Annotated in this window: 22 protein-coding genes and 1 pseudogene; 15 read left to right on the top strand and 8 right to left on the bottom strand. The window is 72.2% G+C overall.

The features are described 5' to 3' along the window. Positions 1-89: 89 nt before the first annotated feature. Positions 90-524 carry an SDR family NAD(P)-dependent oxidoreductase gene (locus tag Q8791_RS07070; protein ID WP_330090779.1) on the top strand — a complete coding sequence of 145 codons (435 nt, stop codon included), beginning with the start codon at positions 90-92 and terminating at the stop codon, positions 522-524. Further along, the gene (locus Q8791_RS07065; protein WP_330090778.1) at positions 518-1,456 is read left to right on the top strand and encodes an AraC family transcriptional regulator; all 939 of its coding nucleotides are present in this window, start codon (positions 518-520) and stop codon (positions 1,454-1,456) included. The genes Q8791_RS07070 and Q8791_RS07065 overlap by 7 nt, the downstream gene beginning before the upstream one ends. Positions 1,457-1,631: 175 nt before the next feature. Here the strand turns inward: Q8791_RS07065 and Q8791_RS07060 are convergent, their stop codons facing one another. Beyond that, positions 1,632-2,189 carry a nuclear transport factor 2 family protein gene (locus Q8791_RS07060; protein ID WP_330090777.1) on the bottom strand — a complete coding sequence of 186 codons (558 nt, stop codon included), beginning with the start codon at positions 2,187-2,189 and terminating at the stop codon, positions 1,632-1,634. A gap of 41 nt (positions 2,190-2,230) precedes the next feature. After that, positions 2,231-2,566 carry a hypothetical protein gene (locus tag Q8791_RS07055; RefSeq protein ID WP_330090776.1) on the bottom strand — a complete coding sequence of 112 codons (336 nt, stop codon included), beginning with the start codon at positions 2,564-2,566 and terminating at the stop codon, positions 2,231-2,233. Positions 2,567-2,739: 173 nt separating this feature from the next. On the opposite strand from Q8791_RS07055, the gene Q8791_RS07050 reads away from it, so the two are divergent. Together Q8791_RS07050 and Q8791_RS07045 are read left to right on the top strand one after the other, a co-directional pair. Further along, entirely contained in the window at positions 2,740-3,537 is a 798-nt protein-coding gene (locus Q8791_RS07050) for a helix-turn-helix transcriptional regulator (protein ID WP_330090775.1), read from the top strand. 98 nt (positions 3,538-3,635) lie between these two features. Next, positions 3,636-3,917 (top strand): YiaA/YiaB family inner membrane protein, encoded by a 282-nt coding sequence (locus tag Q8791_RS07045; protein WP_330090774.1) that lies wholly within the window; start codon positions 3,636-3,638, stop codon positions 3,915-3,917. Between the two features lie 23 nt (positions 3,918-3,940). Here the strand turns inward: Q8791_RS07045 and bioB are convergent, their stop codons facing one another. After that, positions 3,941-5,002: a biotin synthase BioB gene (bioB, locus tag Q8791_RS07040; protein ID WP_330090773.1), complete on the bottom strand. Its 1,062-nt coding sequence runs from the start codon at positions 5,000-5,002 to the stop codon at positions 3,941-3,943. 304 nt (positions 5,003-5,306) lie between these two features. On the opposite strand from bioB, the gene Q8791_RS07035 reads away from it, so the two are divergent. Both Q8791_RS07035 and Q8791_RS07030 read left to right on the top strand, forming a co-directional pair. Further along, entirely contained in the window at positions 5,307-6,734 is a 1,428-nt protein-coding gene (locus Q8791_RS07035) for a sugar porter family MFS transporter (RefSeq protein ID WP_330090772.1), read from the top strand. A 294-nt stretch (positions 6,735-7,028) separates the two neighbouring features. Further along, complete coding sequence (locus Q8791_RS07030) at positions 7,029-8,387, top strand: sugar porter family MFS transporter (RefSeq protein ID WP_330090928.1); 1,359 nt, start codon at positions 7,029-7,031, stop codon at positions 8,385-8,387. Positions 8,388-8,415: 28 nt separating this feature from the next. Here the strand turns inward: Q8791_RS07030 and Q8791_RS07025 are convergent, their stop codons facing one another. After that, positions 8,416-8,664 carry an SHOCT domain-containing protein gene (locus tag Q8791_RS07025; protein ID WP_330090771.1) on the bottom strand — a complete coding sequence of 83 codons (249 nt, stop codon included), beginning with the start codon at positions 8,662-8,664 and terminating at the stop codon, positions 8,416-8,418. 468 nt (positions 8,665-9,132) lie between these two features. Here Q8791_RS07025 and pabB point away from each other — a divergent pair, with 468 nt between their 5' ends. The 4 genes and pseudogenes from pabB (at position 9,133) to helR (ending at position 15,035) form a co-directional block, all read left to right on the top strand. After that, complete coding sequence (gene pabB / locus Q8791_RS07020) at positions 9,133-11,232, top strand: aminodeoxychorismate synthase component I (RefSeq protein ID WP_330090770.1); 2,100 nt, start codon at positions 9,133-9,135, stop codon at positions 11,230-11,232. 78 nt (positions 11,233-11,310) lie between these two features. Further along, on the top strand, positions 11,311-11,925 hold the full coding sequence (locus Q8791_RS07015) for a serine hydrolase (protein ID WP_330090927.1): 615 nt from the start codon (positions 11,311-11,313) through the stop codon (positions 11,923-11,925). A gap of 85 nt (positions 11,926-12,010) precedes the next feature. Then, on the top strand, positions 12,011-12,625 hold the full coding sequence (locus Q8791_RS07010) for a DUF4291 domain-containing protein (RefSeq protein WP_330090769.1): 615 nt from the start codon (positions 12,011-12,013) through the stop codon (positions 12,623-12,625). A 257-nt stretch (positions 12,626-12,882) separates the two neighbouring features. Next, positions 12,883-15,035, top strand: a pseudogene (helR, locus tag Q8791_RS07005) (RNA polymerase recycling motor ATPase HelR). Between the two features lie 14 nt (positions 15,036-15,049). On the opposite strand, the gene Q8791_RS07000 reads toward helR, so the two are convergent. Continuing rightward, positions 15,050-16,831 carry a bifunctional metallophosphatase/5'-nucleotidase gene (locus Q8791_RS07000; protein ID WP_330090768.1) on the bottom strand — a complete coding sequence of 594 codons (1,782 nt, stop codon included), beginning with the start codon at positions 16,829-16,831 and terminating at the stop codon, positions 15,050-15,052. 409 nt (positions 16,832-17,240) lie between these two features. Here Q8791_RS07000 and Q8791_RS06995 point away from each other — a divergent pair, with 409 nt between their 5' ends. After that, positions 17,241-18,194: an ABC transporter substrate-binding protein gene (locus Q8791_RS06995; protein ID WP_330090767.1), complete on the top strand. Its 954-nt coding sequence runs from the start codon at positions 17,241-17,243 to the stop codon at positions 18,192-18,194. 59 nt (positions 18,195-18,253) lie between these two features. Then, positions 18,254-19,882 (top strand): thiamine pyrophosphate-dependent enzyme, encoded by a 1,629-nt coding sequence (locus Q8791_RS06990; protein ID WP_330090766.1) that lies wholly within the window; start codon positions 18,254-18,256, stop codon positions 19,880-19,882. A gap of 189 nt (positions 19,883-20,071) precedes the next feature. On the opposite strand, the gene Q8791_RS06985 is transcribed toward Q8791_RS06990, so the two are convergent. Together Q8791_RS06985 and Q8791_RS06980 are read right to left on the bottom strand one after the other, a co-directional pair. Further along, on the bottom strand, positions 20,072-20,575 hold the full coding sequence (locus Q8791_RS06985; protein WP_330090765.1) for a GNAT family N-acetyltransferase: 504 nt from the start codon (positions 20,573-20,575) through the stop codon (positions 20,072-20,074). 276 nt (positions 20,576-20,851) lie between these two features. Continuing rightward, on the bottom strand, positions 20,852-21,364 hold the full coding sequence (locus tag Q8791_RS06980) for a MarR family winged helix-turn-helix transcriptional regulator (protein WP_330090764.1): 513 nt from the start codon (positions 21,362-21,364) through the stop codon (positions 20,852-20,854). 211 nt (positions 21,365-21,575) lie between these two features. Between Q8791_RS06980 and Q8791_RS06975 the strand changes: the two genes are divergently transcribed. Both Q8791_RS06975 and Q8791_RS06970 read left to right on the top strand, forming a co-directional pair. Continuing rightward, complete coding sequence (locus Q8791_RS06975; RefSeq protein WP_330090763.1) at positions 21,576-22,649, top strand: alkene reductase; 1,074 nt, start codon at positions 21,576-21,578, stop codon at positions 22,647-22,649. A gap of 97 nt (positions 22,650-22,746) precedes the next feature. Then, a complete protein-coding gene (locus Q8791_RS06970) occupies positions 22,747-23,214 on the top strand; it encodes a nitroreductase/quinone reductase family protein (protein ID WP_330090762.1) in 468 nt (155 codons plus the stop codon). Positions 23,215-23,356: 142 nt separating this feature from the next. Here the strand turns inward: Q8791_RS06970 and Q8791_RS06965 are convergent, their stop codons facing one another. Continuing rightward, positions 23,357-24,304: a LysR family transcriptional regulator gene (locus Q8791_RS06965; RefSeq protein WP_330090761.1), complete on the bottom strand. Its 948-nt coding sequence runs from the start codon at positions 24,302-24,304 to the stop codon at positions 23,357-23,359. Positions 24,305-24,401: 97 nt separating this feature from the next. On the opposite strand from Q8791_RS06965, the gene Q8791_RS06960 reads away from it, so the two are divergent. Next, entirely contained in the window at positions 24,402-24,608 is a 207-nt protein-coding gene (locus tag Q8791_RS06960) for a hypothetical protein (RefSeq protein WP_330090760.1), read from the top strand. Positions 24,609-24,611 lie beyond the last annotated feature (3 nt).

Below are 24,611 nucleotides of genomic sequence, written 5' to 3'. Positions count from 1 at the left end.
CCCTGACCACGACTCTCCGTGATCTTTCAGCAGGAGCCTGGCCTCGAATAGGCGCTACTCGGATACGCCGCCCGGACCACGGGGAGACGGTGACCGACCCGGACCTGAACGCGGCGGTGAAGGCCGTCGAGGTCGACCTCATCGGCACCTGGCGGATGACCGTCGGGGCCCTGCGGCTGCTGGAGCGCGCGCCCCGGCCGCGTGTGGTCAACGTCGGCTCGGGTTCGGGATCCCGTACCGATCCCCGTTACGGGCTCGCCGTCTCCGGAGGGCGCCATGCCGGCCACGCCCTCGGCAAGGCCGCGGTCCACTCCCTCACCGCCGTCGTGGCGTCCGGACTCGCCGACACTCCCGTGATGGTCAACGCCGTGTGCCCCGGCTTCACCGCCACCGTCCCGGGTGCACGGGAGGCGGGGTCCCGGTCCGTCGCCGAGAGCGCTCCGGGCGTGCTGTGGGCGGCGACGCTGCCCGACGACGGGCCCCGGGGCGGTTTCTTCCGGGACGGGGAACCGCTGAGATGGTGACGGCACCACCGGGCGACCCCCTCGCGGACGTCTTCCACCACGTCGGGATCGACGGTGTGATCTCCGGGGGTTTCGCCGCCACCGCGCCCTGGGTGTCCTGCGGCGAGGTGGCCGAAGACGTCAAGATCATCGCGGTACTGAGCGGACGCGCCCTCCTCCGCACCGACGGGGCCTCGGCGGACCTGGGGGAGGGCGACGTCGCCGTCCTCGCGCGCCGCTCCCGACTCGCGCTCCACAGCGGGCCGCGACCGGGTGCGGCGCGCGAGATCCCGCCTCCGGTGGGGTGGACCGATCCCCTGGGCGAGGACGCCGCCGGACAGGCGGACACCGTCGTGGGCGCACACCTGCGGCTGAGCCCCACCGGGCGCGAGCTGCTGCTTCCGGGGCTTCCCCCGCTCACCCGGGTCGGCGGTACCCGGCCCGGGGCGCGGCGGCTGCGGACGGTGCTGGGGCTCCTGCTCGACGAGGCCCTCGGCGCGGAGGCCGGGGTCGCCTTCGCCTCCGCCCAGTACGCGCGGCTCCTCGCCCTGGAGTCCCTGCGCGCAGCCGCAGGGGAGACGGACCTGCCCCCGGGGTGGCTGCGGCTGCACGCGGACCGGCGGCTGCGGCCCGCCGTACAACTGATGCACGGCCACCCCGGCCGGGCCTGGCGGCTGGAACAGTTGGCGCGGGCGGCGGCGATGTCGCGGACCACGTTCGCGGAGCGCTTCCGGCGCACGAGCGGGCTCACACCCTTCGCCTACCTGCACCGCTGGCGCGTCCTCCTGGCCGAACAAGCCCTGCGGACCAGCGACACGAGCGTCGACGCGCTGTCCGCGCGGCTGGGCTACGCCTCCGCCGGCTCGTTCAGCACGGCCTTCCGCCGCACCACCGGCCTGTCGCCCTCGAGGTACCGGGGCTCGGGCAGCACCGGAACAGGATCCGGCGCGTAGCGCGGGTCTTCGTTCGGATGTTCCTCAACTCCCGTCCCGTGGCGGACCTCCTCGCCCTGGAGGCTGCCGCCGGGTTGCTTCTCCTGCTGCCGGGCGTTCGGGAGGACCACCCCTCGACGAGGGGCCGCTCTCCCGCTCGGGCCGGGGTCCGCCCGCTCGGGGCGAGGCGGGAGGGTCATCGGCCCGACCGGGAGGAAAGCCGTGGCGAGAGCATGCGTCCGACCGCGCGCAGCAGGGCCCGGAACTCGGCCCCGTTCGGGCGGACGCCCAGACCGGCGTACATGAGCGCGTTCCCGTACTCGGCCATGAGAACGATCCGACCGTTCTCGATGTCGAACCGTGTCACATAGGTGTTGCGGTAGGGCCGGCCCGTGCGCGCGACGACCATGTCGCCGACGCCGTGGAAGAAGATCTCACTGCCATCCGGGGAGACGATCCATGCGTGGTCGCGCCAGAGCAACGGGGTGAACTTGTCGAACAGGGCGCTCGTGTAGGCGAGGACCTCGCTCTTGCCCTTGACGTCTGCGACGCAGACGCCCCGCCTGCGACCCGCGATGATGTCCGCGACGCCGTCGGGGGTCGTGGCGCCCCGGGCGTGCATGAACAACTGCCGTGCGTCGTCGGCCAGGGTTCGGGCCACGGCTCCGATGTCCTTGGCCTCGACGGCGCGGATGAACTCCTGGGCGGCATCGAGCCCGGTGCGGCTGGCGGGTGTCGCGTTCTGGTCATTCATGAGGGTGTCCGATCGTTGCGTTCTGCGTGCGAGGATCCGGTTCAGGCGTCCCACGACAGCAAGGGCTCACCGAAGGCCCCGGGGAGCCCGAAGGACCCGAAACGGGGCGTCCACCAACGCGTGAACTCGGACTCGTAGGCGAGGAGCCGCTCGGAGAAGGCGGCCAGGTCGACGCCTTCGTCGAATTCGAGGTAGACGATGAACGCCGCGCTGCCGCCGTCATCGGGCTGGAGCCACATCCGTTCCCGGTGGTAACCGACCTCCCGGGCTCGGGCGTCCAGCCCGGAGAGGTGGTCCCTGTTCAGGGCGGTGAGGAGGTCTCGGAACTCCTGGACGCGGTTCTCGGGGACCGGAAGGGTCCACGCCGTACTGGTCATGCCGTCTCCTTGGCCGTGGGCGATCCGCCGCGCTCCGGGCGGTCCTGGTGAACCGGGTGCGTCTTCGATGATCCGGGAGGCCGAGCGGGGGAGGAAGGCCACGTGGAGGGTGGTACCGGCAAGGCCAGGCTCGCCCGCCGGTACAGGGCGTGGGGGCGGTGACAATGGGGGGTATGTCGAGCAGCGATCGGACCGAGTTCGGGGAGTACCTGAGGCGGCGCAGGGCCGCGATGAGCCCTCCGGCCCCACCGAGAGGTGTGCGGGCATCCCGTCGGCGGGTCCCGGGGCTTCGCCGCCAGGAGGTCTCCGATATCGCCGGTATCTCGGTGGAGTACTACACACGCCTCGAACAGGGGAGAGCGCCCCGTCCGTCGCGCGAGATCCTCACCTCGCTGGCACAGGCGTTCGGGCTCTCGGGCGCTGAACGCGATCACCTCTTCCGGCTGGGTGGCGAGTCCCCGCCGGAACCGGCCTCTCCCGCCTCCGTCATCCGACCGGGGTTGCTGCGTCTGCTGCGGGGCCTGGACGACACGATGCCGGTCACCGTGCATGACGGGCGGCTCGACCTCCTCGCTCGCAACAGGGCCGCGGAGGAGTTGCTCGGGACCTTTGCGAGCGACGGCCCTTTCGGGCGCAATATCGCCTACCAGGCCTTCACGACCGACGTGCTCGCGCACCTGCTCGGAGGCGAGGGTTCGGAGCGGTTCCTGCGGATCGCGGCCGCCGAACTCCGTATCGCACTGAGCCGCTACCCCGGCGACGCCTACCTTCGTGCCCTGGTCGCCGAGCTCGCCGCGACCAGCCGGAGCTTCCGCGACCATTGGGAGGAAGGGGAGGTCAGCGCTTCGAGATCCGCGATCAAACGGATGCACCACCCGGCCCACGGGTGGGGCCGCTTCGAGATCGAGGTGCTCCACGACCCCGAGCGGGACCACTGGATCATGCTCTACACGCCGCATGACGACGAGTAGTCCTGCGCACCGAAACGGCCCGGGGCCGTCCGGGCCGGTCCCGGCCGTTGAGTAGCGGTACTCAGGCGTGAGAGGGGCAGGCGGACCACCATGGGGACATGAGCACCTTCACCCCCCGGTCCACCTCCGCGTTCTACCTCCAGTCCGCGATCTCCTTCGGCGCCTCCTCGGTCGGCGTCGGCGCGGGCATCATCTACCTGCCCGTCGACCTCTGGATCCGCGCGTTCCTCGGGATCGGGCTGCTGTACGTCATCACGTCCACGTTCACGCTCGCCAAGTGCGTGCGCGACCGCCAGGAGGACGTGCTGGCCGCCGAGCTGGCCCAGAACTACCAGCAGGTCCCCCTCTGGAACGGCGTCGAGCAGCCCGTCCAGCGCTGAGGGCCCGGATCGCGGGCGTCCCGTCAGGTGTTGGGCGGAAGGGCGGTCCCCGCGCCCCGCAGCCGCGGCCTGAGCAGGTCGTGCCGTTCGGTGGGCAGGGTGGGCTCGCCCGCGCCCTGCACCACGAACCCGGCGTCCTCGATCATCTCCCGGTCGGCCCTGCCCGCCTGCCCCTCACTGGTGAGGTAGTCGCCCAGGAACACCGAGTTGGCGATGTGCAGCGCCAGCGGCTGGAGGGAGCGCAGGTGGATCTCCCTCCCGCCCGCGAGGCGCACCTCCACGTCGGGGAAGACGAACCGGGCCGCGGCCAGGATGCGCAGGCACCGCTGCGGTGTCAGTTCCCAGGTCCCCTCCAGAGGGGTGCCGTCGAAGGGCATGAGGAAGTTGACCGGTACCGAGTCCGGTTCCAGCTCCCGCAGCGCGAACAGGGCGTCGACCAGGTCGTCGTCACTCTCCCTCATGCCCGCGATCAGCCCGGAACAGGGGGAGAGGCCCGCGTGCTTGGCCTTCTCGACGGTGCCCACCCGGTCGGCGAACTCGTGGGTGGTGCAGATGTCGGCGTAGCGCTCCTCCGACGTGTTGAGGTTGTGGTTGTAGGCGTCGGCCCCCGCCTCTCGCAGGCGGTCGGCCTGACCCTCGGAGAGCAGACCGAGGCAGGCGCACACCTCGACACCGGGGTGCTCGGCCTTGATGCCCTCGATCGCGGGCGCGAGCCGGGCCACGTCCCGGTCGGTGGGGCCGCGACCGCTGGCCACCAGGCAGACGCGCGTCGCCCCGGCCCTGACCCCGGCGGCGACCGCCTCACGGGTCTCGTCGGGTTTGAGCCAGGTGTACTTGACGACGTCGGCCTGCGAGCCGAGCCGCTGGGAGCAGTAGAAGCAGTCCTCGGGGCACAGGCCGCTCTTCATGTTCACGAGGTAGTTGAGCTTGACGCGGCGTCCGAAGTAGCGGAGGCGGACCCGGAACGCCGCGGCGACCAGGTCCAGCAGGTCGTCGTCGAAACCGGACAGAACCGCGAGGAGTTCGTCCCGGGTGGGCCTCTGACGGCGGATGGCCTTCTCGGCCAGGGCGGGGAAAGTGGTCACGGTCCTGATCCTGGTGGGCCGGGCCGGGACGGCGCAGCCACCGGACGAGCCAAAAACACGGCGGAAGTCTTGTGCGGGACCGCCGTTTCCCTCCTGGCTCCGGCGGGGCGGCCGGTCCCGGAGGGGTAACCGGTCCCGGAGGGGTGACAGGGGTCCGTTCCCGCCGATCGCCGGGGGAGTCGGGTGCCGAGTGCGTCAAACGCCGGGCATTTTTTGGCCAGTGGGCGTTTTGTCCGTGACCTTCGTCGCGTGGTGTGCACACCCTGGAGGGCTATCGACCAACATGGCGCTGGGGGCAGTGGACGTGAGCGGAGCCAGTCAGTCCGGGGCGGGGAAGTCGCCCGCGGGGGAGAGCAACATCGTCCACGTGACGATGATCGCCGCGGCGGCGGCGATGGGCGGTTTCCTGTTCGGCTACGACAGCGCGGTCATCAACGGGGCCGTGGACGCCATCCAGCAGCGGTTCCAGGTCGGAGCGGCCACACTCGGCTTCACGGTCGCGTCCGCGCTCCTGGGCTGTGTGCTGGGCGCCGCGGTGGCGGGCGGTCTGGCCGACCGGTTCGGGCGCATCAGGGCCATGCAGGTCGCGGGCGTGCTGTTCGCGGTGAGCGCCGTCGGCTCCGCGCTTCCCTTCACGGTGTGGGACCTGACCGCGTGGCGCGTCGTGGGAGGCGCGGCCATCGGACTGGCGTCGGTGATCGCCCCGACCTACATCGCGGAGGTCTCTCCGGCCGCCTACCGCGGACGCCTGGCCTCGCTGCAGCAGCTGGCGATCGTCCTCGGCATCGCCGCCTCCCAGCTGGTCAACTTCGGGATCGCGCAGATGGCCGGCGGCAGTGCGCACAACACGCTCGGGCCGATCCAGGCCTGGCAGTGGATGCTGGGAGTCGAGATGCTTCCGGCCCTGGTCTACCTGGGGCTGAGCCTGCTCATCCCGGAGTCCCCGCGCTACCTGGTCCGGGTGGGGCGCGTGGACCGTGCCCGCAGCATCCTGACCGAGGTCGAGGGCGGCGGCACGAAGCAGGTGGAGCGCAGGATCGGGGAGATCCGCGAAGCCCTGGGCTCGGAGGTGCGGCCGCGGCTGCGCGACCTGACCGGACGCTACGGCCTGCTGCCGATCGTGTGGATCGGTATGGCGGTCTCGGCGTTCCAGCAGCTCGTCGGCATCAACGTGATCTTCTACTACTCCAGCTCCCTGTGGCAGTCGGTCGGCGTGGCCGAGACCGACTCGCTGCTGTTGAGCCTGTTCACCTCCGTCGTGAACATCGTGGGCACCTTCGTGGCGATCCTGCTGGTGGACCGGATCGGCCGCAAGCCCCTGCTGCTGGTGGGTTCCGCGGGCATGACGGTGTCGCTGGCCTTGGCGGCCTTCGCCTTCTCGAACGCGGTCGTGAACGGCGAGGAGGTCTCCCTGCCGTTCGTGTGGGGTGTGGTCGCTCTGACAGCGGCCAGCCTGTTCGTGCTGTTCTTCGCCCTGTCGTGGGGTGTGGTGGTGTGGGTGCTGCTGGGGGAGATGTTCCCGCTGCGCATCAGGGCTGCCGCGATGGGTGTGGCCACCGCGACCCAGTGGCTGGCCAACTGGCTGATCACCGTCACCTTCCCGAGCCTGCGCGACTGGAACCTGAGCGGCGCGTACCTGATCTACGCGTTCTTCGCGGCGGTGTCGTTCTTCCTCGTGTGGAAGTACGTCCAGGAGACCCGGGGCAAGACCCTGGAGGAGATGACCGGCTGACCGGTCGGCAGGCCTCTCCGGGCGGAGCCGGGCCACCGGGCCCCGCGCCGCCGGTTCGGACTTCCCCGTGCGGTCCTTCGCCCGGCGGGCCGGTCGACTGCGGGCCAAGCGTCGGACAACTTTGTCCCCGCGGGCGTTTTGTCCGTCCCCCCGGTCGGACGGCCCCCTTCACCCTGGCGGGATGACCGGCGGCAGTGTGCCACCGGGAAGGGAGCAGGGATGACGAGAGCAGGCGGACCCGGTGCCGGAGGGACGGAACAGGCGGGTGGGGGAGCCGGCCTCGCGCGGGTGACCATGATCGCCGCGGCGGCGGCGATGGGCGGTTTCCTGTTCGGCTACGACAGCGCGGTCATCAACGGGGCCGTGGACGCCATCCAGCAGCGGTTCGAGGTGGACTCCGCCGTCCTGGGCCTCACCGTGGCCTCCACCCTGCTCGGTTCGGTGGTGGGCGCGGCGATCACCGGATGGCTGGCCGACCGCCGGGGCCGGATCAGCACGATGCGGATCGCGGGCGTGCTGTTCGCCGTGAGCGCCCTCGGGATGGCGCTGCCGTTCTCCATCTGGGACCTCACCGCCTGGCGGGTGCTGAGCGGAGTGGCGATCGGCATCGCCTCGGTGGTCGCCCCGACCTACATCGCCGAGGTGTCGCCCGCCGCCTACCGCGGGCGCCTGGCCTCCATGCAGCAGCTGGCGATCGTCCTGGGCATCGCCGCCTCCCAGCTGGTGAACTTCCTCCTCGCGAGCCTGGCGGGCGGCAGCGCGCACAACATGCTCGGGCCGATCCAGGCCTGGCAGTGGATGCTGGCGGCCGAACTCGTGCCCGCCCTGGTGTACCTCCTGGTCAGCCTGGTCATCCCCGAGTCGCCGCGTTTCCTGGTGCGGGCCGGACGCGCCGACGAGGCCAGGGACGTCCTGTCCCGCGTGGAGGGCGGCGGCGACCGCCAGGTCACCCGGCGGATCTCGGAGATCCGGGAGGCCCTGGGCTCGGAGAAGCCCGCCCGTCTCCGCGACCTGCGGGGCCGCTTCGGCCTCCTGCCGATCGTGTGGATCGGCATGGCCCTCTCCGCGTTCCAGCAGCTCGTCGGCATCAACGTGATCTTCTACTACTCCAGCTCCCTGTGGCAGTCGGTGGGCGTCCCCGAGGAGGACTCCCTCCTGCTGAGCCTGTTCACCTCGGTGATCAACATCGTGGGCACCTTCGTGGCGATCCTGCTGGTGGACCGGATCGGCCGCAGGCCCCTGCTGCTGATGGGCTCGGCGGGCATGACGGTGACCCTGGCGGCGACGGCGTTCGCGTTCAGCCACGCCACGGTGGTGGGGGAGGAGGCCCAGCTGAGTTTCGGCTGGGGCCTGGTGGCGCTCACCGGGGCGAGTTCGTTCGTCCTCTTCTACGGCCTGTCGTGGGGTGTGGTGGTGTGGGTGCTGCTGGGGGAGATGTTCCCGCTGCGCTTCAGGGCGGCGGCGATGGGTGTGGCCACAGCGACCCAGTGGCTGGCCAACTGGCTGGTCACTGTGAGCTTCCCGAGCCTGCGTGACTGGAACCTGACCGGGTCCTACCTGATCTACGCGGCCTTCGCCGCGGTCTCGTTCGTCTTCGTGTGGAAGTACGTCCAGGAGACCCGGGGCAAGACCCTGGAGGAGATGACCGGCTGACCGGTCGCTCCCGCCGTCGACCGGGCGGTCAGCGCTCCAGGTCGATCTTGCGCTGGAGGAACTCCTCACGGTCGATCTCACCGCGCGCGTATCTCAGTCTCAGTTCTTCCTCCGCCGCGTCCAGGGCCTCGGGTCCGGGCGCGGCGGACTGCTGCCACCTCCCGGTCCGCGGGTGGTCGAAGCGCACGGAGCTCGACACCGAGGTCACCGCCCCGACGAGGAGGACGCCCAGCGCCACCATGATGAGGATCACGGCCATGGCCATCACGTAGGACATCGTCCACTCCCTGTCCGGTGGAGGAGCCGCCTTCCACCTCTGACTACCTGTCTACCCGGCCCGGGGCCCCGCCACCAGAGCCCTCTCGCGCCTGTGGACGGGGCACTCCCACCCGCCACCTCCGGGAGCCCGCAGCCCGGCCGGAGCGCGGTCCTCCGCCCATGCCCCCTGTCCTGAGGGAACGCCCCCGGGCGCCGAACGGACCACGGAGGTCGCGGACCTCGCGCCACGGGCCGGCACCGGACCCGTGAACCGCTGTGTCCCCCAGGGCCGTGAGGCGCCTGCCGGGGCCGGAGGTACGGGGATGCCCGGAGCCCGGGCGGTCAGCCCCGTCCCGGAAGCCGCCCCGGCGCAGGGCCCGCACAGCACTCACCGCGTTCCACCGTCTCGGAACCGCTGCCCCGGCGGGGCCGAGCGCGGGTGCAGCGCCGTAACCTGAGGTGTCAAAAATAGGACGGAAGGGGCGAAATGCGCGTTCTCCTCGTGGACAACCACGACTCTTACACGTACAACCTCGCCCAGCTGGTGGCGGGCGTCCTCGGGGAGTCCCCCCTGGTCCTCACCAACGACGACCCCCGCTGGGACGGTTTCGACGCGTCGGCGGTGGACGCCGTCGTCGTCTCGCCCGGCCCCGGCCGCCCCCAGAACCCACGCGACCTGGGCAGCGTCCCACGCCTCCTGGAGAACGAGCGCCTGCCGGTCCTGGGGGTGTGCCTGGGCCACCAGGCCATCGCCCACCTCGCCGGAGCCGACGTGGTCTCCGCGCCCCAGCCCCGCCACGGCCACCTGACGCGGGTCCGGCACACGGGCGGCGGCCTCTTCGCGGGAGTACCGCAGGACTTCACCGCCGTGCGGTACCACTCCCTCGCCGTCCCCTCGCCACTGCCCGATCCCCTGGTCGCGACCGCCTGGGCGGAGGACGACGTGGTCATGGCCCTGGAGCACCGCGATCTGCCCCGCTGGGGCGTGCAGTTCCACCCCGAGTCGGTGGCCAGCGACTTCGGCGCGACCCTGGTCGCAAACTTCCTGGACCTGGCCCGCGCGCGACGCACCGCGATCCGCCAGGGGGCCGCACCTCCGGGTGAGGCCGTGCCGAGCACCCCGCGAGTCGTGCCGACCGACGCCGGCGGGCGGGCGCCCGGGGCTCCGGAGACGACGGCGTCCCGGGCACACGCCGCGCCGCGGACCCGCGAGCTTCCCCGCGCGGTCGACACCGAGGCCGCCTACGCCCACCTGTACGGCGACGCCGAGTACGCGTTCTGGCTGGACAGCTCCCGTCCCCAGGGGCCCGCCCGCTTCTCCTTCCTCGGCTCGGCCACGGGCGAGGTCATCACCTACCGGGTCGGCGGCCCCGTCAGCGTGCGCGATGCCGACGGCACCGAGCACAGCGAGCCCGGAAGCGTCTTCGACGCCCTCGACCGCCGGATCGGCCGCCCCGAGCCCGGGGGCGCCCCGACCGCCGGCGCGGCCGGTCCCGGCCTGCCCTTCGATTTCACCGGGGGGTACGTCGGCTACCTGGGCTACGAGTGCAAGGCCGACACCGGAGGCGCCGCCGCGCACACGGCGTCCACCCCCGACGCCGTGTGGCTGCGTTGCGACCGCTTCGTCGCCGTCGACCACCTCCGCGGCCGTACCTACGCCGTCTGCGCCGACGACCTCCCGGACGGCGACGCCTGGCTGGCCGACACCCTGGCCTCCCTGGACGGACTCGCGCCGCTGGCCCCGCCCGCGTCCCCCGCGCCGACGGCCGACCTGGCCCCATTGCTGGACCGTCCGCGGGAGGGCTACGTCACCGACGTGAAGGAGTGCCTGGGTCAGCTCACGGCGGGGGAGAGCTACGAGATCTGCCTGACCAACCGGGTCCGGCTGCCCGGACACGGCGACGACCTGGACTTCTACCGCCGGATGCGCGCCGCCAGCCCCGCCCCCTACGCCGCCCTCCTGCGTCTGGGCGGTGTGAGCGTCCTCAGCGCCTCCCCCGAGCGCTTCCTGCGGGTGGACGCGGACCGCACGGCGGAGAGCCGCCCGATCAAGGGCACCGCAGCGCGCCACCCCGATCCGGCGACCGACGCGCGCGTGGCCGAGGAGCTGCGTACGGGATCCAAGACCCGCGCCGAGAACCTGATGATCGTCGACCTGCTCCGCAACGACCTGGGGAGGGTGTGCGAGGTCGGCAGCGTGGAGGTGCCCGCGTTCATGTACACGGAGTCCTACGCGACCGTGCACCAGCTCGTGTCCACGGTGCGGGGCAGGCTCCGCCCGGAGGTGTCCACCGTCGACGCGGTGCGCGCCTGCTTCCCCGGAGGGTCGATGACCGGTGCGCCCAAGGTGCGCACCATGGAGATCATCGACCGGCTGGAGTCCTCGGCGCGCGGTGTCTACTCCGGCGCACTGGGCTACCTGTCGCACACCGGCACGGCCGACCTGAACATCGTCATCCGCACGGCCGTGAGCGCCGACGGTGAGCTGACCATCGGGGCCGGGGGCGCGATCGTGCTGGACTCCGACCCGGAGGACGAGTACGAGGAGATGTTGCTCAAGGCCGCGGTCCCCGCCCACGGCCGCTGAACGCCGGCCCCGGCCGCGTCGGGCGATCGACGCAGAGGGCCTGCGGGCGCGGCGGAACCGACAGGCGGGACCCGCGTCCTGGACCCCCGTACCGTGGCGTCCATGCGCGAGAGGCAGGCGGACACTCCCGACAAGTGGTCCGTCGACTCCGACGGATGGGGCCTGGGCTGGACCCTGTACGACTGGGACGGCGTACCGGGCTTCGGGCACGACGGTGCAGCGACGGGCCAGTACTCCTACCTCCGCGTGGTGCCCGGCGCCGGGGTTGCCATCGCCCTGGTGACCAACGGAGGCGGGGCGCGGGCCCTCTACGCCGACCTGTTCCGCGAGCTGCTGGCCGCACTGGCCGACGTGCGCATGCCCGACCGGTTCGCCCCTCCGGAGCAGCCGCCCACCGTGGACACGGCTCCTCTCACCGGCACCTACCGCCGTCCGGGCGTCGTCATCACCGTCAGCGGGAGCGAGCGCGGACTGCGCATGGTCTACGAGTTCGTGGACGGCATGAGCCACTTCTCGCCGCCGGTGGTGGCGGACCTGGTGCCCGTGGCCGTGACGGCGACGGAGACCGTGTACGCGGCGTCCTCCGGCGGTCTCTCCTTCGGAGAGGACTGGATGCCGGTGGTCTTCGCGACACTGACCGACGGCACCCCGTGCGCCTACGTCGGTATGCGGGCCACACCCAAGGTCGCCTGAGGATCGGGGACGCCGAGGCCGCGGAAGCGCCCTCGTCCGAAAACCGCTTGCCCCGGCCGCGGCCGCGGCACCACCCTGGTCGGTCATGAACTCCCCCGACGTGCCCCGACACCAGATCCGCGCACTGCACACCGACACCACCGTCACCGTCTACCAGGCCTACACCCCCTCGATCGGGCTGCCCGCTGCCCGTGAGGGCCGCTTCCCCTCCTCCTGGAAGAGGGAGCGCATGACCTGGATCAAGCCTTCGTACCTGTGGATGATGTACCGCTGCGGGTGGGGACTCAAGAAGGACCAGGAGACCGTCCTGGCGGTGGAGATCAGCCGCGAGGGCTTCGAGTGGGCACTGCGCGACGCGTGCCTGTCGCACTTCAGGCCCGGCGTGCACACCGACCGGCAGACCTGGCGCCAGCGGCTGGCGGAGTCGTCCGCACGCGTGCAGTGGGACCCCGAACGCGATCTGCGCCTGGCCCCGCTGGAACACCGCTCCCTCCAGCTGGGACTGTCCGGGGAGGCCTCGCGGCGCTACGCCGACGAGTGGACCGTGTCGATCACGGACGTGACACCGCTGGTCCACCGGGTACACACACTGGTCCGGGAGGGCGACACGGCGGCGGCCTCCCGCCTGCTCCCCGACGAGCGCCCCTACCCGATCGCGCCGGAGGCGCTGGACCACCTGCGTCCGGCGACCGACGCCTGAGGGCGTCCGCCGCCACGCTCACGAGAAGGGCGAAGGCGCTGTCGCGCGGCAGCCGCGCCACCGGACCCGTGGGAGATCCGCCCGGGCCGGCGTCGCCGCCCCACGGCAGGGGCAGGCACCGGCGCACAAAAAAGGGAGGGAGTTCTGGGAACCCCTCTCCACTCTCAACTTATAGCGCACCCGGGGGCTTGCGGCAAGACCCCCGTCGTGCTGCAGAATCGTCGTCCGTGACCAGTACCAACGACATCGGAGACGGCGTGAACAGCCTCACCACCAGCGCGTTCGACCTCCCCGAGCACCTCGCCGCCAAGGCCGACCCGGCCCTGATCGCCGACGACGAGCGCCACTTCGCGTCCATCGCGCAGAGCCTCGAACAGTCGGTCTCCGACCTGTCCGACCGCCTCGACGCCAGGCGCAGCGCCCCCGTCGGCAAGGGCCGCGAGGTCCTCGACCGGGACCTGGAGATCCACCGGATGACGGCCCGCCTGCGCGCCCTGCGCCGCTTCGGTCTGGACCTGTGCCTGGGACACATCGTCGGCGACGACGGATCCGAGCCCGTCTACATCGGACGGCTCGGCCTCACCGACGACGAGGGGCGTCGGCTGCTGCTCGACTGGCGTTCCCCCGCGGCAGCACCGTTCTTCGCGGCCACCCACGCCAACCCGATGGGGCTGACGAGCCGCCGCAGGTACCGCTGGACCCGCGGCCGGATCAGCGACTACTGGGACGAGGTGTTCACCGCCGACGGGTTCGAGGGGCACGCCGCACTCGACGACCAGTCCGCCTTCATCGCCAGCCTGGGAAGCAACCGGTCGGCCCGGATGCGGGACGTCCTCGGCACCATCCAGGCCGACCAGGACGCCATCATCCGCGCGGGGTCACGCGGCGCCCTCGTCGTCGACGGCGGACCGGGCACCGGAAAGACCGTCGTCGCCCTGCACCGCACCGCCCACCTCCTCTACTCCGACCCCCGCCTCGGCCACCGTCGGGGCGGTGTGCTGTTCGTCGGCCCGCACCAGCCCTACCTGGCGTACGTCGCCGACGTCCTCCCCAGCCTCGGGGAGGAGGGTGTGCAGACCTGCACCCTGCGGGACCTCGTCCCCGAGGGCGCCTCGGCACCGGTCGAGGAGGACCCGGGCGTGGCCCACCTGAAGTCCTCCGCGAACCTGGTGAAGGCGATCGACGCGGCGGTCGGGTTCTACGAGAAGCCGCCCACCGAGGGGATGACGGTCTCGACGGACTGGTCGGACGTCTGGCTGGGCGCCGACGACTGGGCCGACGCGTTCGGAGCGCCCGGTACGGGTACCCCGCACAACGAGGCCCGCGAGGTGATCCTGGACGAACTGCTCGCGATCCTGGTCGACAAGCACGACGAGGACGACGTCTCGCCCGACCTCGTCCGGAGGTCGCTGCTGCGGGACACGGAACTGCTCACGACCCTGCACCGCGCGTGGCCGCTGATCGAGGCGACGGACCTCGTCGGGGACCTGTGGTCGGTTCCGGCCTACCTGCGCCTGTGCGCACCCTGGCTCAGCCCGGAGGAGGTCCGCAGGCTCCAGCGCGAGGACGCCCAGGCCTGGACGGTGTCCGACCTGCCGCTCCTGGACACGGCACGTCAGCGGCTCGGAGACCCGGAGGCGTCACGGCGCAAGCGTCGGCACGACGCCTCCGCGGCCGCCGAACGCGAGCGCATGTCCGGCGTCATCGACAACCTGCTCGCGGCCGACGACGACGGCGAGGGCATCGTGACGATGCTGCACGGACGGGACCTCCAGGACAGCCTGGTCGACGAGGCCGCACTGCCGGGCACCGCCCCGGACCTGCTCGCGGGCCCGTTCGCGCACATCGTCGTGGACGAGGCCCAGGAACTCACCGACGCGGAGTGGCACATGCTGCTGCTCCGCTGCCCGTCCCGGAGCTTCACCATCGTCGGGGACCGGGCCCAGGCCAGGCACGGGTTCACGGAGTCGTGGCATGAGCGCCTCGAACGGGTCGGGCTCGACCGGATCGACCTGGCCTCCCTGAGCATCAACTACCGGACACCGGAAGAGGTCATGGCGGAGGCCGAGCCGGTGATCCGGGCCGTGCTCCCGGACGCCAACGTGCCGACCTCGATCCGCAGCGGCGGCGTCCCCGTCCTGCACGGACCCGCCACGGACCTGGACGCCGTACTCGACGCCTGGCTCGACGGGAACGCCGAGGGGATCGCGTGCGTCATCGGCGACCCCGCGTTCCGGGCGACGTCGCGCGTCCGCTCGCTGCCCCCGGAACTGGCGAAGGGGTTGGAGTTCGCGACCTGGTCGTCCTCGTCGACCCGGAGAATTTCGGCGAGGGGACCGAGGGGGCGGTCGACCGCTACGTCGCGATGACCCGGGCGACCCAGCGGCTGGTTATCCTCACGAGCTCCTGAGGCCGGCCGGACGGTCAGTCGAAGAGGGGCACGCCCGCGCGGACCAACCGCCAGTTGACGGTGTGGAACTCCGCCGGGTCGATGGTTCCGCGGGCCGTGGCGTGGTCGATCAGTGCCTGGCGCACCTCGACCTGCTCGTTGTACAGCACCGGCGCGTCGGTGACGTGCGGGAAGCCGCCTCCGCCGGACTGGCGGTAGTTGTTCACCGCGAGCACGAACCGCCGGTCGTCAGCGATCTCCGCGCCCTCCAGGGTCAGCGAGGTGATCCTCTCCCCGGCGGGGCGGGAGACGTCGACCTCGTACTCCAGTCCGGCGATCTGGTCGAGGTTGTAGTCGGGGGTCCCGTCGGCGTTGGTGAGGTCCGCCGGGTCGACGGCGCCCGTGGACGGCACCTGCCGGTAGTACCGCACCGAGAACTCCAGGTAGTCCCGGATCTGCGCCCCGGTCACCTCGCTCGCCAGCAGCGTGTTGTCGTAGAGGTACAGTCCGGCGATGTCGCGGATGCTCACGTCTCCGGCGGGGAACACCGCCGAGCGGCTGAAGGGCGCCGCGATCGACAGGATCGGCAGGTCGGCCTCGGGGGTGCCCTGGAGGGCGGCGCGGACCGTCTCCATCTGCACGTACTGGATGAAGTCCACGATGGCGGTGTCCTTCCAGCAGGCCTCCGCCGCGCTCAGCTCCTCCACCGAGGTCGCCACCACCTGGTTGACGTACTCCACCGCCGTGGCGTGCTGGTCGGCGACCAGTGCCACGATCTCGGGGTCCTCCTCCACGGTGTTGCTGTTCAGGGTCAGTGCGCTTTTGGACGTCACCCGCCAGCGCCCCCTCTCGCGGCGCAGCGCCAGGTCCATCACCGACAGCCGGCGCCCCCAGAAGGAGGGCATGGTCATCAGGACCTCCTCCCCGGTGACCCTGTTGGTGACGAACCGTTCGGGAACGTCCTGGTGGGCGTGGCCGAAGAGGATCGCGTCGATCCCGGGCACCTCCTCGGCGACCATCGCCGAGGCGTTCTCCACGGGGAGGTCGCCACCGTAGGAGGAGGCGCCGCTGTCGCCGGCGTGGGCGCTGACGATGACGATGTCGGCGCCTTCACCGCGCATGATCGGCACCCAGTGGCGCGCGCTCTCCACCAGGTCGCGGAACTCCAGGCGCCCCTCGACGTGGTGGCGGTCCCAGATGGCGGTGCCCGGGTTGGTCAGTCCGAGCACGCCGACCACCAGGGGCTGGGTGCCGGGCTTGTCGAGGGTGTCGACCTTCATGCGCTTGAGCACGTAGGGGAGGTAGGCGGGTTCGTCGGTCCCCTCGCGGACGGCGTTGGCTCCCAGGACCGGGGCGTCCATCTGGTCGATCCAGGTGTCGAGGTGTTCGAGCCCGTAGTTGAACTCGTGGTTCCCCAGGGCGACGGCGTCGTAGCCGACGGCGTTCATCGCCCGCGCCATCGGGTGGGTCTCACCGGTCTCGGTGATGGGCTCGACGACGTTGTAGTAGGTGGCGAGCGGAGCGCCCTGGAGGGTGTCGCCGGAGTCGAACAGCAGGGTGTTGCCGAGCCCGCGTTCGGCCCGGATCTCCTTGATGAGGGCGGCGGCCTTGGCGATGCCGATGTGGTTGCCCTCGGCGTCCTCGAACTCGGCGTCTTTGAAGTAGTCCCAGTTCAGGCAGTATCCGTGCAGGTCGGATGTGCCCATGACGGTGATGAGGGCGTCTCGGGCGGACGAGGCCGCCGCCGTGCCGGGCCAGCCCGCGAGGGTGAGGGCCCCGGCGGCGCTCAGGCCGCCGATGACACCGCGTCGGGACATACCGGGATCCTCGGCCATGGGTTTCTCCTGGGGGAGCGGGGGTGTGCGAGCCCCCAGGGTAGTGAGACGTCCGGGGGAGGGGAACGGGGCGCGTGTTAACGATCGGTGCATGTTCACCCCCGGAGTCGGGCGAGGTGTACGGCCTGGGGATGACGGCGGCGTCGGGCGGTCGATCGGGGGGCAGCGGCGGATTCGTGCAGGGGCGAGCCCGGGCGCGGGGCGGGGACCTGGGATCACGACCTTGACCCCGGTGACCTGGATCACCTATGTTCGCTTTGAGCACACTTGTTCGCAAAACGTACATCCGTGGACTGTCGTGAGATCGGGTGCCGTGCACCCCGACCGGTTCCCCCGAACCGTCTGCGCGGTGAGCCCCCTTCCCGACCGCCGACCGACTCAGGAGACACAGATGCGCCGACAGTTGACGGCCCTCAGCGGAATCGCCGTACTCGTCCTCGCCACCGCCTGCTCAGGCGGCGGTGAGGAGGGCGGGGACGGCGAGCTGCGCCGGATCACCGCGGGAGCCATCCCCATCGTGGACGTCGCCCCCCTCCACCTCGGCGTCGACCAGGGCTTCTTCGCCGACCGCGGCATCGACCTGGAGATCCAGCCCGGCTCGGGCGGGGCCGCCGCCATCCCCGGTGTGGTCAGCGGGAACTTCGAGTTCGCGTTCGGCAACACCGTCTCCCTCCTCGTCGCCCGGGACCAGGGGCTGCCCCTGAAGGTCTTCGCCAACGGCGTCTCCAGCAACGGGGAACAAGGGGCGGACTTCAGCGCCGTCTTCGTCCGGGACGAGAGCCCCGTCGAGACCGCCGCCGATCTGGAGGGCATGACGGTCGCCGCCAACAACCTCCTCAACATCGGCGACACCACCGTCCGGGAGTCCGTCCGCGAGGCGGGCGGCGACCCCTCCGACATCGAGTTCGTCGAGATGGCGTTCCCCGACATGATCCCCGCACTGGAGAACGGCCAGATCGACGCCGCCTGGCTCGTCGAGCCCTTCACCACCGCGGCCCTCGACGCGGGCAACCGCGAGATCGCCTCCAACTTCGTGGACACCCACCCCGAGCTGTCCGTGGCTACCTACTTCACCTCCGAGGAGATGCTGGCCCAGGAGCCCGAGCTCATCGACGACATCGAGGCCGCCCTCCAGGAGTCCTTCGCCTACGCCGAGGCCAACCCGGACGAGGTGCGCCGCACCCTCGGCGAGTACACCGAGATCGACGCGGCCGCCCTGGCCGACATCCGACTGCCCCGCTGGCCCGAGGCGGTCAACGAGGAGTCCGTGGGCATCCTCGCCGACCTGATGCTGGAGGACGGCCTCATCGGGACCGAAGCCGACCTGGCCTCCCTGTACCGCTGACCGGCCCTCGCGCCGCTCAACCGGACCGACCAGTCACACCGACCGAGAGAAGGGGCACCGTGCCCGACCAGACGAGGCCGACCGTTCGCGAGCAGACGCTGGACGCCATGCGCGAACTGGACATGACCACGGTCTTCGCCAACCCCGGCTCCACCGAGGTCCCGTTCCTGGTGGACCTGCCCGACGACATCGACTTCGTCCTCGGGCTGCACGAGGGCTCCGTGGTCGGCATGGCCACCGGATGGGCCCTCGCCCACGACCGGCCCGCGATGGTGCAGCTGCACACCACCGCCGGGCTCGGCAACGCGGTCGGCGCCCTGGCCACGGCACGCGTCAACCGCGCACCGCTCGTGGTCCTGGTCGGCCAGCAGGACCGCCGCCATCTGGAGCACGAGCCCTTCCTGGCCGGACGCCTCGAAGGGCTCGCCGGGGACTACCCGGTCGCGGTCCACCAGCCCCTGCGGGCCCAGGACGTGCCCGGCGCGGTCGTGCGCGCCCACCACGAGGCGGCGCACGGCCGCGGCCCCGTCCTGGTCATCGTCTGCATGGACGACTGGTCGCAGCCGGTGGACCCCGAACAGCCCCGGGCCGCGGCGGTGCGGGTGGCCCGCCCCGCCCACGTGGCCCCCGACGACGGGGCGGCGGCCGAGGTCGCCGCACTCCTGGACGGCGCCGAACGCCCCGCGCTGGTGGTGGGGGCCGGGGCCGACAACGCCCCCGCGTGGGCGGCCCTGACCTCCCTGGCCGAACGCCTGGACGCCCCCGTCTACCAGGAGAGCTTCGGCGCCCGCGCCGGGTTCCCGCAGGACCACCCGCTGTTCGCCGGGCACCTGCCCGCCGAGCGCTCCCGTCTGCGCGAGGCGCTGCGCGGCCACGACGCGGTGTTCACGGCCGGCGCCCCCGTCTTCCGCCAGTACATCTACGCCGACGGCCCGCTCACGGACCCCGGCACCCGGCTGGCGATGGTCTCCGAGGACCCCGCCGAGGCCCACCGCGGGCCGGCGGAGCTCGCCGTCATCGCACCGGTCGCGGCCTTCACGGCCGTGGTCGCCGACCTGGTGCGCGAACGCCCCACGCCCCCTCCGACCCGTACCGCGGAGGCTCCCGAAGAGGGGGAGCTGCCGGCGGAGGGCGAACCCCTGCGCACCGCCCACGTCCTGCGGGCTCTCGCCGAGCGGATCACCCCGGACACGGTCGTGGTCGAGGAGACCCCCTCCAGCCGCCCCCTGCTGCACCGGCTGCTACCCGCCCGCTCCCCTCTGGGCTTCCTGTCGGCCGCCATGGGCGGACTCGGTTTCGCGCTGCCGGCCGCCACCGGGGTGCGCATGGCCTCCCCGGAACGCCCCGTGGTGGCGGTCGTCGGCGACGGGTCCGCTCTCTACCAGGTGCAGGCGCTGTGGAGCGCGTCCCGCTACAGCGCCGGCGTGCTCTTCGTCGTGCTGTCCAACGGCCGCTACGCGATCATGGACCGCCTCGCGGAGCACCGCGGAGGCAAGCCTCCCTGGCCCGCGTTCGGCGAGGTGTCCCTGGCGGCCCTGGCCCGAGGGCTGGGCTGCCCGGCGGTGGAGGTCGCCACCCACGACGACCTGGTGCGGGTCCTGGACGAGGTCGTCCCCGGGCTCGCCGACCGTGGCGAACCGCTGGTCCTGGACGTGACCGTGGTGCCGGATCCCACCTTCGCGCCCTGATCCCGGCCGCGACGGGACGGGCTCAGTCGCAGGACCGAGGAGGCGGGCCGCCGCCTCCGGCCGGAGCAGCCGTGCCCGTCCCCGCGGTGCGGGTTCTCCTCCACCGTCGTGGGTGACGCGCCGACCCGCGAGGAGCAGGCGGCGCAACCGCGGCTGGTCGCGGAGACCGCGGCGGAGGTCCGGCGCTGGTCATCGGCGGTCCAGGTCGCGGCGGTAGACGACGTTGGGCCGACCGGAGTCCGCGAACCGGCCCTCGCCCACCGCCCGCCACCCCGACGACTCGTAGAGGGCGCGGGCGGCCGTGTTGTCCGGAAGGACCTCCAGGACGACCGCGTCGGCCGTCCCCGACAGGCGCTCCAGGGTGGCGGCCAACAGGCGCCGCCCCCACCCGCGCCCCTGGCCGCCGGGGTCCAGCGCGAGGTAGGCCAGGTGCGCGGTGCGCGACGGCTCCGGGCCCGCGGGCGGGAAGCTCAGGGAGAAGCCCAGCGGATCGCCGTCCTGGTCGGGGCGCAGCACGAGGAGCAGGTGGGGTTCCTGGCCGAGCTTGCGCAGCACCCGCTCCCGGACGAGCGGGTCGGGCGGTGTCCCGTCGCGGTGGGCGAGGGCCCGGGACCACAGGTCGGCGCAGGCGGCGTACTCGTGCTCGGCGCCCGGGGCGACACCGGGCCCTGGATCGCGGTGGAGGGCCGTCATCTGCGGCATGCTAGCGGAGCCGTCCCCGACGGAGGCCGTACCCCGGTCGTGTTCGGGGCGGGAACGGGGCGCACTCGGACCCGGGGGCTGAAGTGTCAGCCGTTCTCATGATCCCGCTCGGGCGGCCGGGGCCACGTCTCTCCGGCGTCCTTCCGGCGTCCTCGGGTCAGGCCCCGGCGAGGAGGAACACCGGCACACGGCGACGGCGCCCGTGCTCCGCCGTCAGGCCGTGCGGGACCGCGGACGCGACACGGGCCCCGGGCCCGGGACGCCGGGTCACTCCTGCTGGGTGCGGACCCGCCCGAGGGTCTGCTCCAGGCTCTGCTCCATCCGGTCCAGCACGGTCAGGACCCCGTCGCGCTCGGCTCCGTCGAGGTCGCCGGCGACGCTGTGTTCGAGCTCCTCCCACACCCGCTCCACCTCGGCCCGCAGGCCCTGGCTGGCCGTGGTGGCCTCGACCATGGTGACCCGCCCGTCGGTCGGGCTGGGCGCGCGCTTGGCGAACCCGCCCTGTTCGAGCCGCTGGACGGTACGGGTCATGGTCGCGGCGTCCGTGCCGAGGAGCCGGGCGAGGTCGCTCAGCCTCTGCGGCCCCGCCTCCCACAGCTGCATCATGACCAGCTCCTGTGAGGGGTGCAGTCCGACGCGGCGCAGCAGTTGGCCCGCGAGCATGCGGTGCAGTCGCGCCACGCGCACGATCGCGTGGCTGACCGGCCCCGGCCGCTCGGTGACCGAGGGCCGGGGGGAGGGGCCGCACTCGTCGGAACGCCCTGCGGGTGTGCTGCACATGATGTCCCTCTCACGCGAACGCGTCGTCTTCCCGGTGCGGTTTCCTTGACCGGCCAGGTACTCGTGCAACCCTGCGTCACCACCATAGATTCCCTGGAGAGAAGACACATGCCCTGGAATAACCCGCCTCCGGGGGTGTTTTACTTGGCCGGACAACAAACCCCCCGGAGCAGGTTGTCCCGGCTCCGCGGCAGGAGAAGGCGAGAAGGACATGACCACGGCGTTCGAGGCCTACGACCTGGCGGGCACGAAACTGCGGAACCGGATCGTGATGGCGCCCATGACGCGCAGCCGCGCCCAGGAGCCGGAGCGCATCCCGACGGCGCTGACCGCCGAGTACTACGCCCAGCGCGCGAGCGCGGGCCTGATCATCACCGAGGGCATCCAGCCCTCGGCCGTCGGGCAGGGGTATCCGAACACCCCGGGGCTGCACTCGGCCGAACAGGTCGAGGCGTGGAGGACGGTCACCGACGCCGTCCACGCCGCAGGCGGGGTGATCTTCGCCCAGCTCATGCACACCGGCAGGATCGGCCACCCGGCCCTGCTGCCCGACGGGCTGGTACCGGTGGGGCCGTCGCCGGTCCGGGCCGAGGGCCGGGTCCACACCCACGACGGGATGGCGGAGTTCGTCACCCCGCGGGAACTGACCGAACAGGAGATCCTCCGGACGGTCCGGGACTTCGCCGACGCGGCGCGCAACGCGATCGCCGCGGGCTTCGACGGTGTCGAGGTCCACAGTGCCAACGGATACCTGCTCCACCAGTTCCTGGCGGTCAACAGCAACCGGCGCTCGGACCGGTGGGGCGGGTCCGTGGAGAACCGGATCAGACTCACCGTCGAGGTCGCCCGTGCGGTGGCCGCCGCCGTCGGCCCCCACCGGACCGGTGTCCGGCTCTCGCCCGGCGGCACCTTCAACGACGTCACCGATGACGCGGACCTGGCCGGGACCTACGTCCCGCTGGTGACCGAGCTCGCCTCGCTTGGCCTGGCCTACCTGCACCTGGTGGAGAAGGCCGGCCGGGAGCTCACCGGCCGGTTGCGCGCCGCGTGGCCGCACACGTTCCTCCTCAACCCCGGCACCGGCTCCCGCGTCCCGGCCGGCCCGGACGCGCTCGGCCTGGTGCGGAACGGTACCGCGGACCTGGTCTCCTACGGGGCCCTCTTCCTGGCCAACCCCGACCTCCCGGCACGTCTGGCCGCCGGGGAACCGCTCAACGAGCCGGACCGGGCCACCTTCTACGGCGGCGGCGCACGCGGGTATACCGACTACCCGGCCCTGGGCTGACCGCCGCAGGGGCAGGGCGATGATCCGGGCGGCGTCCGCACGCGCCCGACCGGGGGCCGCACCGACGGTCTCGACCACCTATCGAGAAGGAGTCACCATGGGCTTCGACACGCCCCAGGGCAGCCGCGGCGCGCAGCTGCCCCCCGCCGACCGGATGCGCCAGATGAACGAGGGCGTGATCGCCGACATCCGCGGGGGCGGCAGCGGGCCGACCGGGATGAACGCGCTCGTCCTGATCACCGTCGGCAGGAAGACCGGGCAGGAACGCGAGACACCGGTCGCCTACTTCCCTCTGGAGGACGGGAACTACGCGATCATCGCCTCCGCGGCCGGCGCCGCGAAGCACCCCGTCTGGTACCTCAACCTGGGCGCCCACCCCGACCGGGTGCGCGTGGTGGTCGCCGGGAGCGAGTTCCCGGTGACCGCCGAGGAAGTCACCGGTTCCGAACGCGACCGGATCTGGCAGCAGGTCATCACCGCCGCCCCGGGGTTCGCGCAGTACGAAGAGGCCACCGACCGCACGATCCCCGTCATCCGGCTCCGGCGCGGAGCCGGCGACGCCTGACGGCGGGGGCGAGGGACCACGGGTCGGGATCGGGGGCTCGCCCCGGCCCATGGCGGGCACAGGGCAGGGGGCCGCTCCGTGCGGAGCGGCCCCCTGCCGGTGTCCGCGGCCGGGGCCCGACGGCACTCCCCGGCGTCCGCCGTCAGGCGATCGCCGCGACAGCGGCGGGGGCTGTGGCTGTGGCTGTGGCTGTGGCGGCGAGCCTCTGGAGTTCGGTCCGGGCTGCGGCCACCGCGGGGTTCTGCCGCGAACCCTCGCGGATGCACGTGAGCAGCTTGCGCGCCGGGACGTAGGGGCCCTCCAGGGGGATGCGTGTGACCGGCAGGTCGGGGGAGATGTCCGCCATGCGGGGGATGAGCGCCACCCCCAGCCCGTGCGCGACCAGGCTGGCGACGGAGCCCCAGGCCAGGGCCTGGTGGGATCCGTCGGGGGTGAAGCCGACCGCCGCGCAGACCGTCATGGTGTGCGAGTGGCAGGTGGTGCCGGACGGGGGCAGGACCCACGACTCGGCGGCGGTCTCGGCGAGCGCGACGCTCGTGCGCTGCGCGAGCCGGTGGCGGTCGGACACCACGAGGTCGAAGACGTCGTCCAGGAGCGGGACCTGGTCGAAGCGGGCGTCGGTGACAGGCGGAGCGCCCGGGGCGGCCTCGATGACGGTCACGTCGATCCCGCCCCGGAAGAGCAGGTCCAGGCATTCGCCGGGTTCGGCCTCCAGGACGCGCACGTCCAGCCTGGGGTGTTCGGCGGTCAGGGCCGCGGCCATGGGTGCGAGCAGCCTGGACACGGCCATGGGGAACGCGGCCACCCGAAGGAGCCCGGAGGGCTCGGTGCCCAGTCCGCGCATCTCCGCCTCCGCCTGTTCCCACCGGGTGTGGATGGCGTCGGCGTGGTCGAGCAGGGTGCGCGCGGCGGGTGTGAGCCGCACGCCGCGGCCGTCGGGCTCCAGGAGCGTGACGTCGAGTTCCCTGCCCAGCTGGCGGATCTGCTGGGAGGCGGCGGAGGGGGTGAAGTGCAGGGCGTTGGCGGCGGCGGTCACCGTCCCGTAGTGGGCGACGGCCCGCAGGATACGGAGGCGCCTGAGGTCGATCATGTACTTGATTCTTCACATAACCATGCAGAAATTCAACCTGGACTTTAACAGTTCAGGGAGTGAGGCTGGTGTCAGACCCCGAAGGAGAAGGTGTGCGATGACCACTGTCTGCCCCCACTGCGGATGGCCCGACGATCAGCCGTTCCTGGTGATGTCCAAGCACGTCACGGTCCACGGACTCACGGTGTGGGTGCGCTGCGCCTGCGGCTCGGTGCAGATGCGCGAGATCGGCGCGGCCGGGACGCGGACCGTGTCGCGCGGACGCCCGGCACTGGGGCGGACCGGTCAGAGCTGCCCCGACTGAACC

It is taken from the genome of Nocardiopsis codii, from assembly GCF_036327455.1.
Lineage (GTDB): Bacteria > Actinomycetota > Actinomycetes > Streptosporangiales > Streptosporangiaceae > Nocardiopsis > Nocardiopsis codii.
Note: the sequence above shows the minus strand (reverse complement) of the source record. Positions and strands in the feature narration are given on the sequence as shown.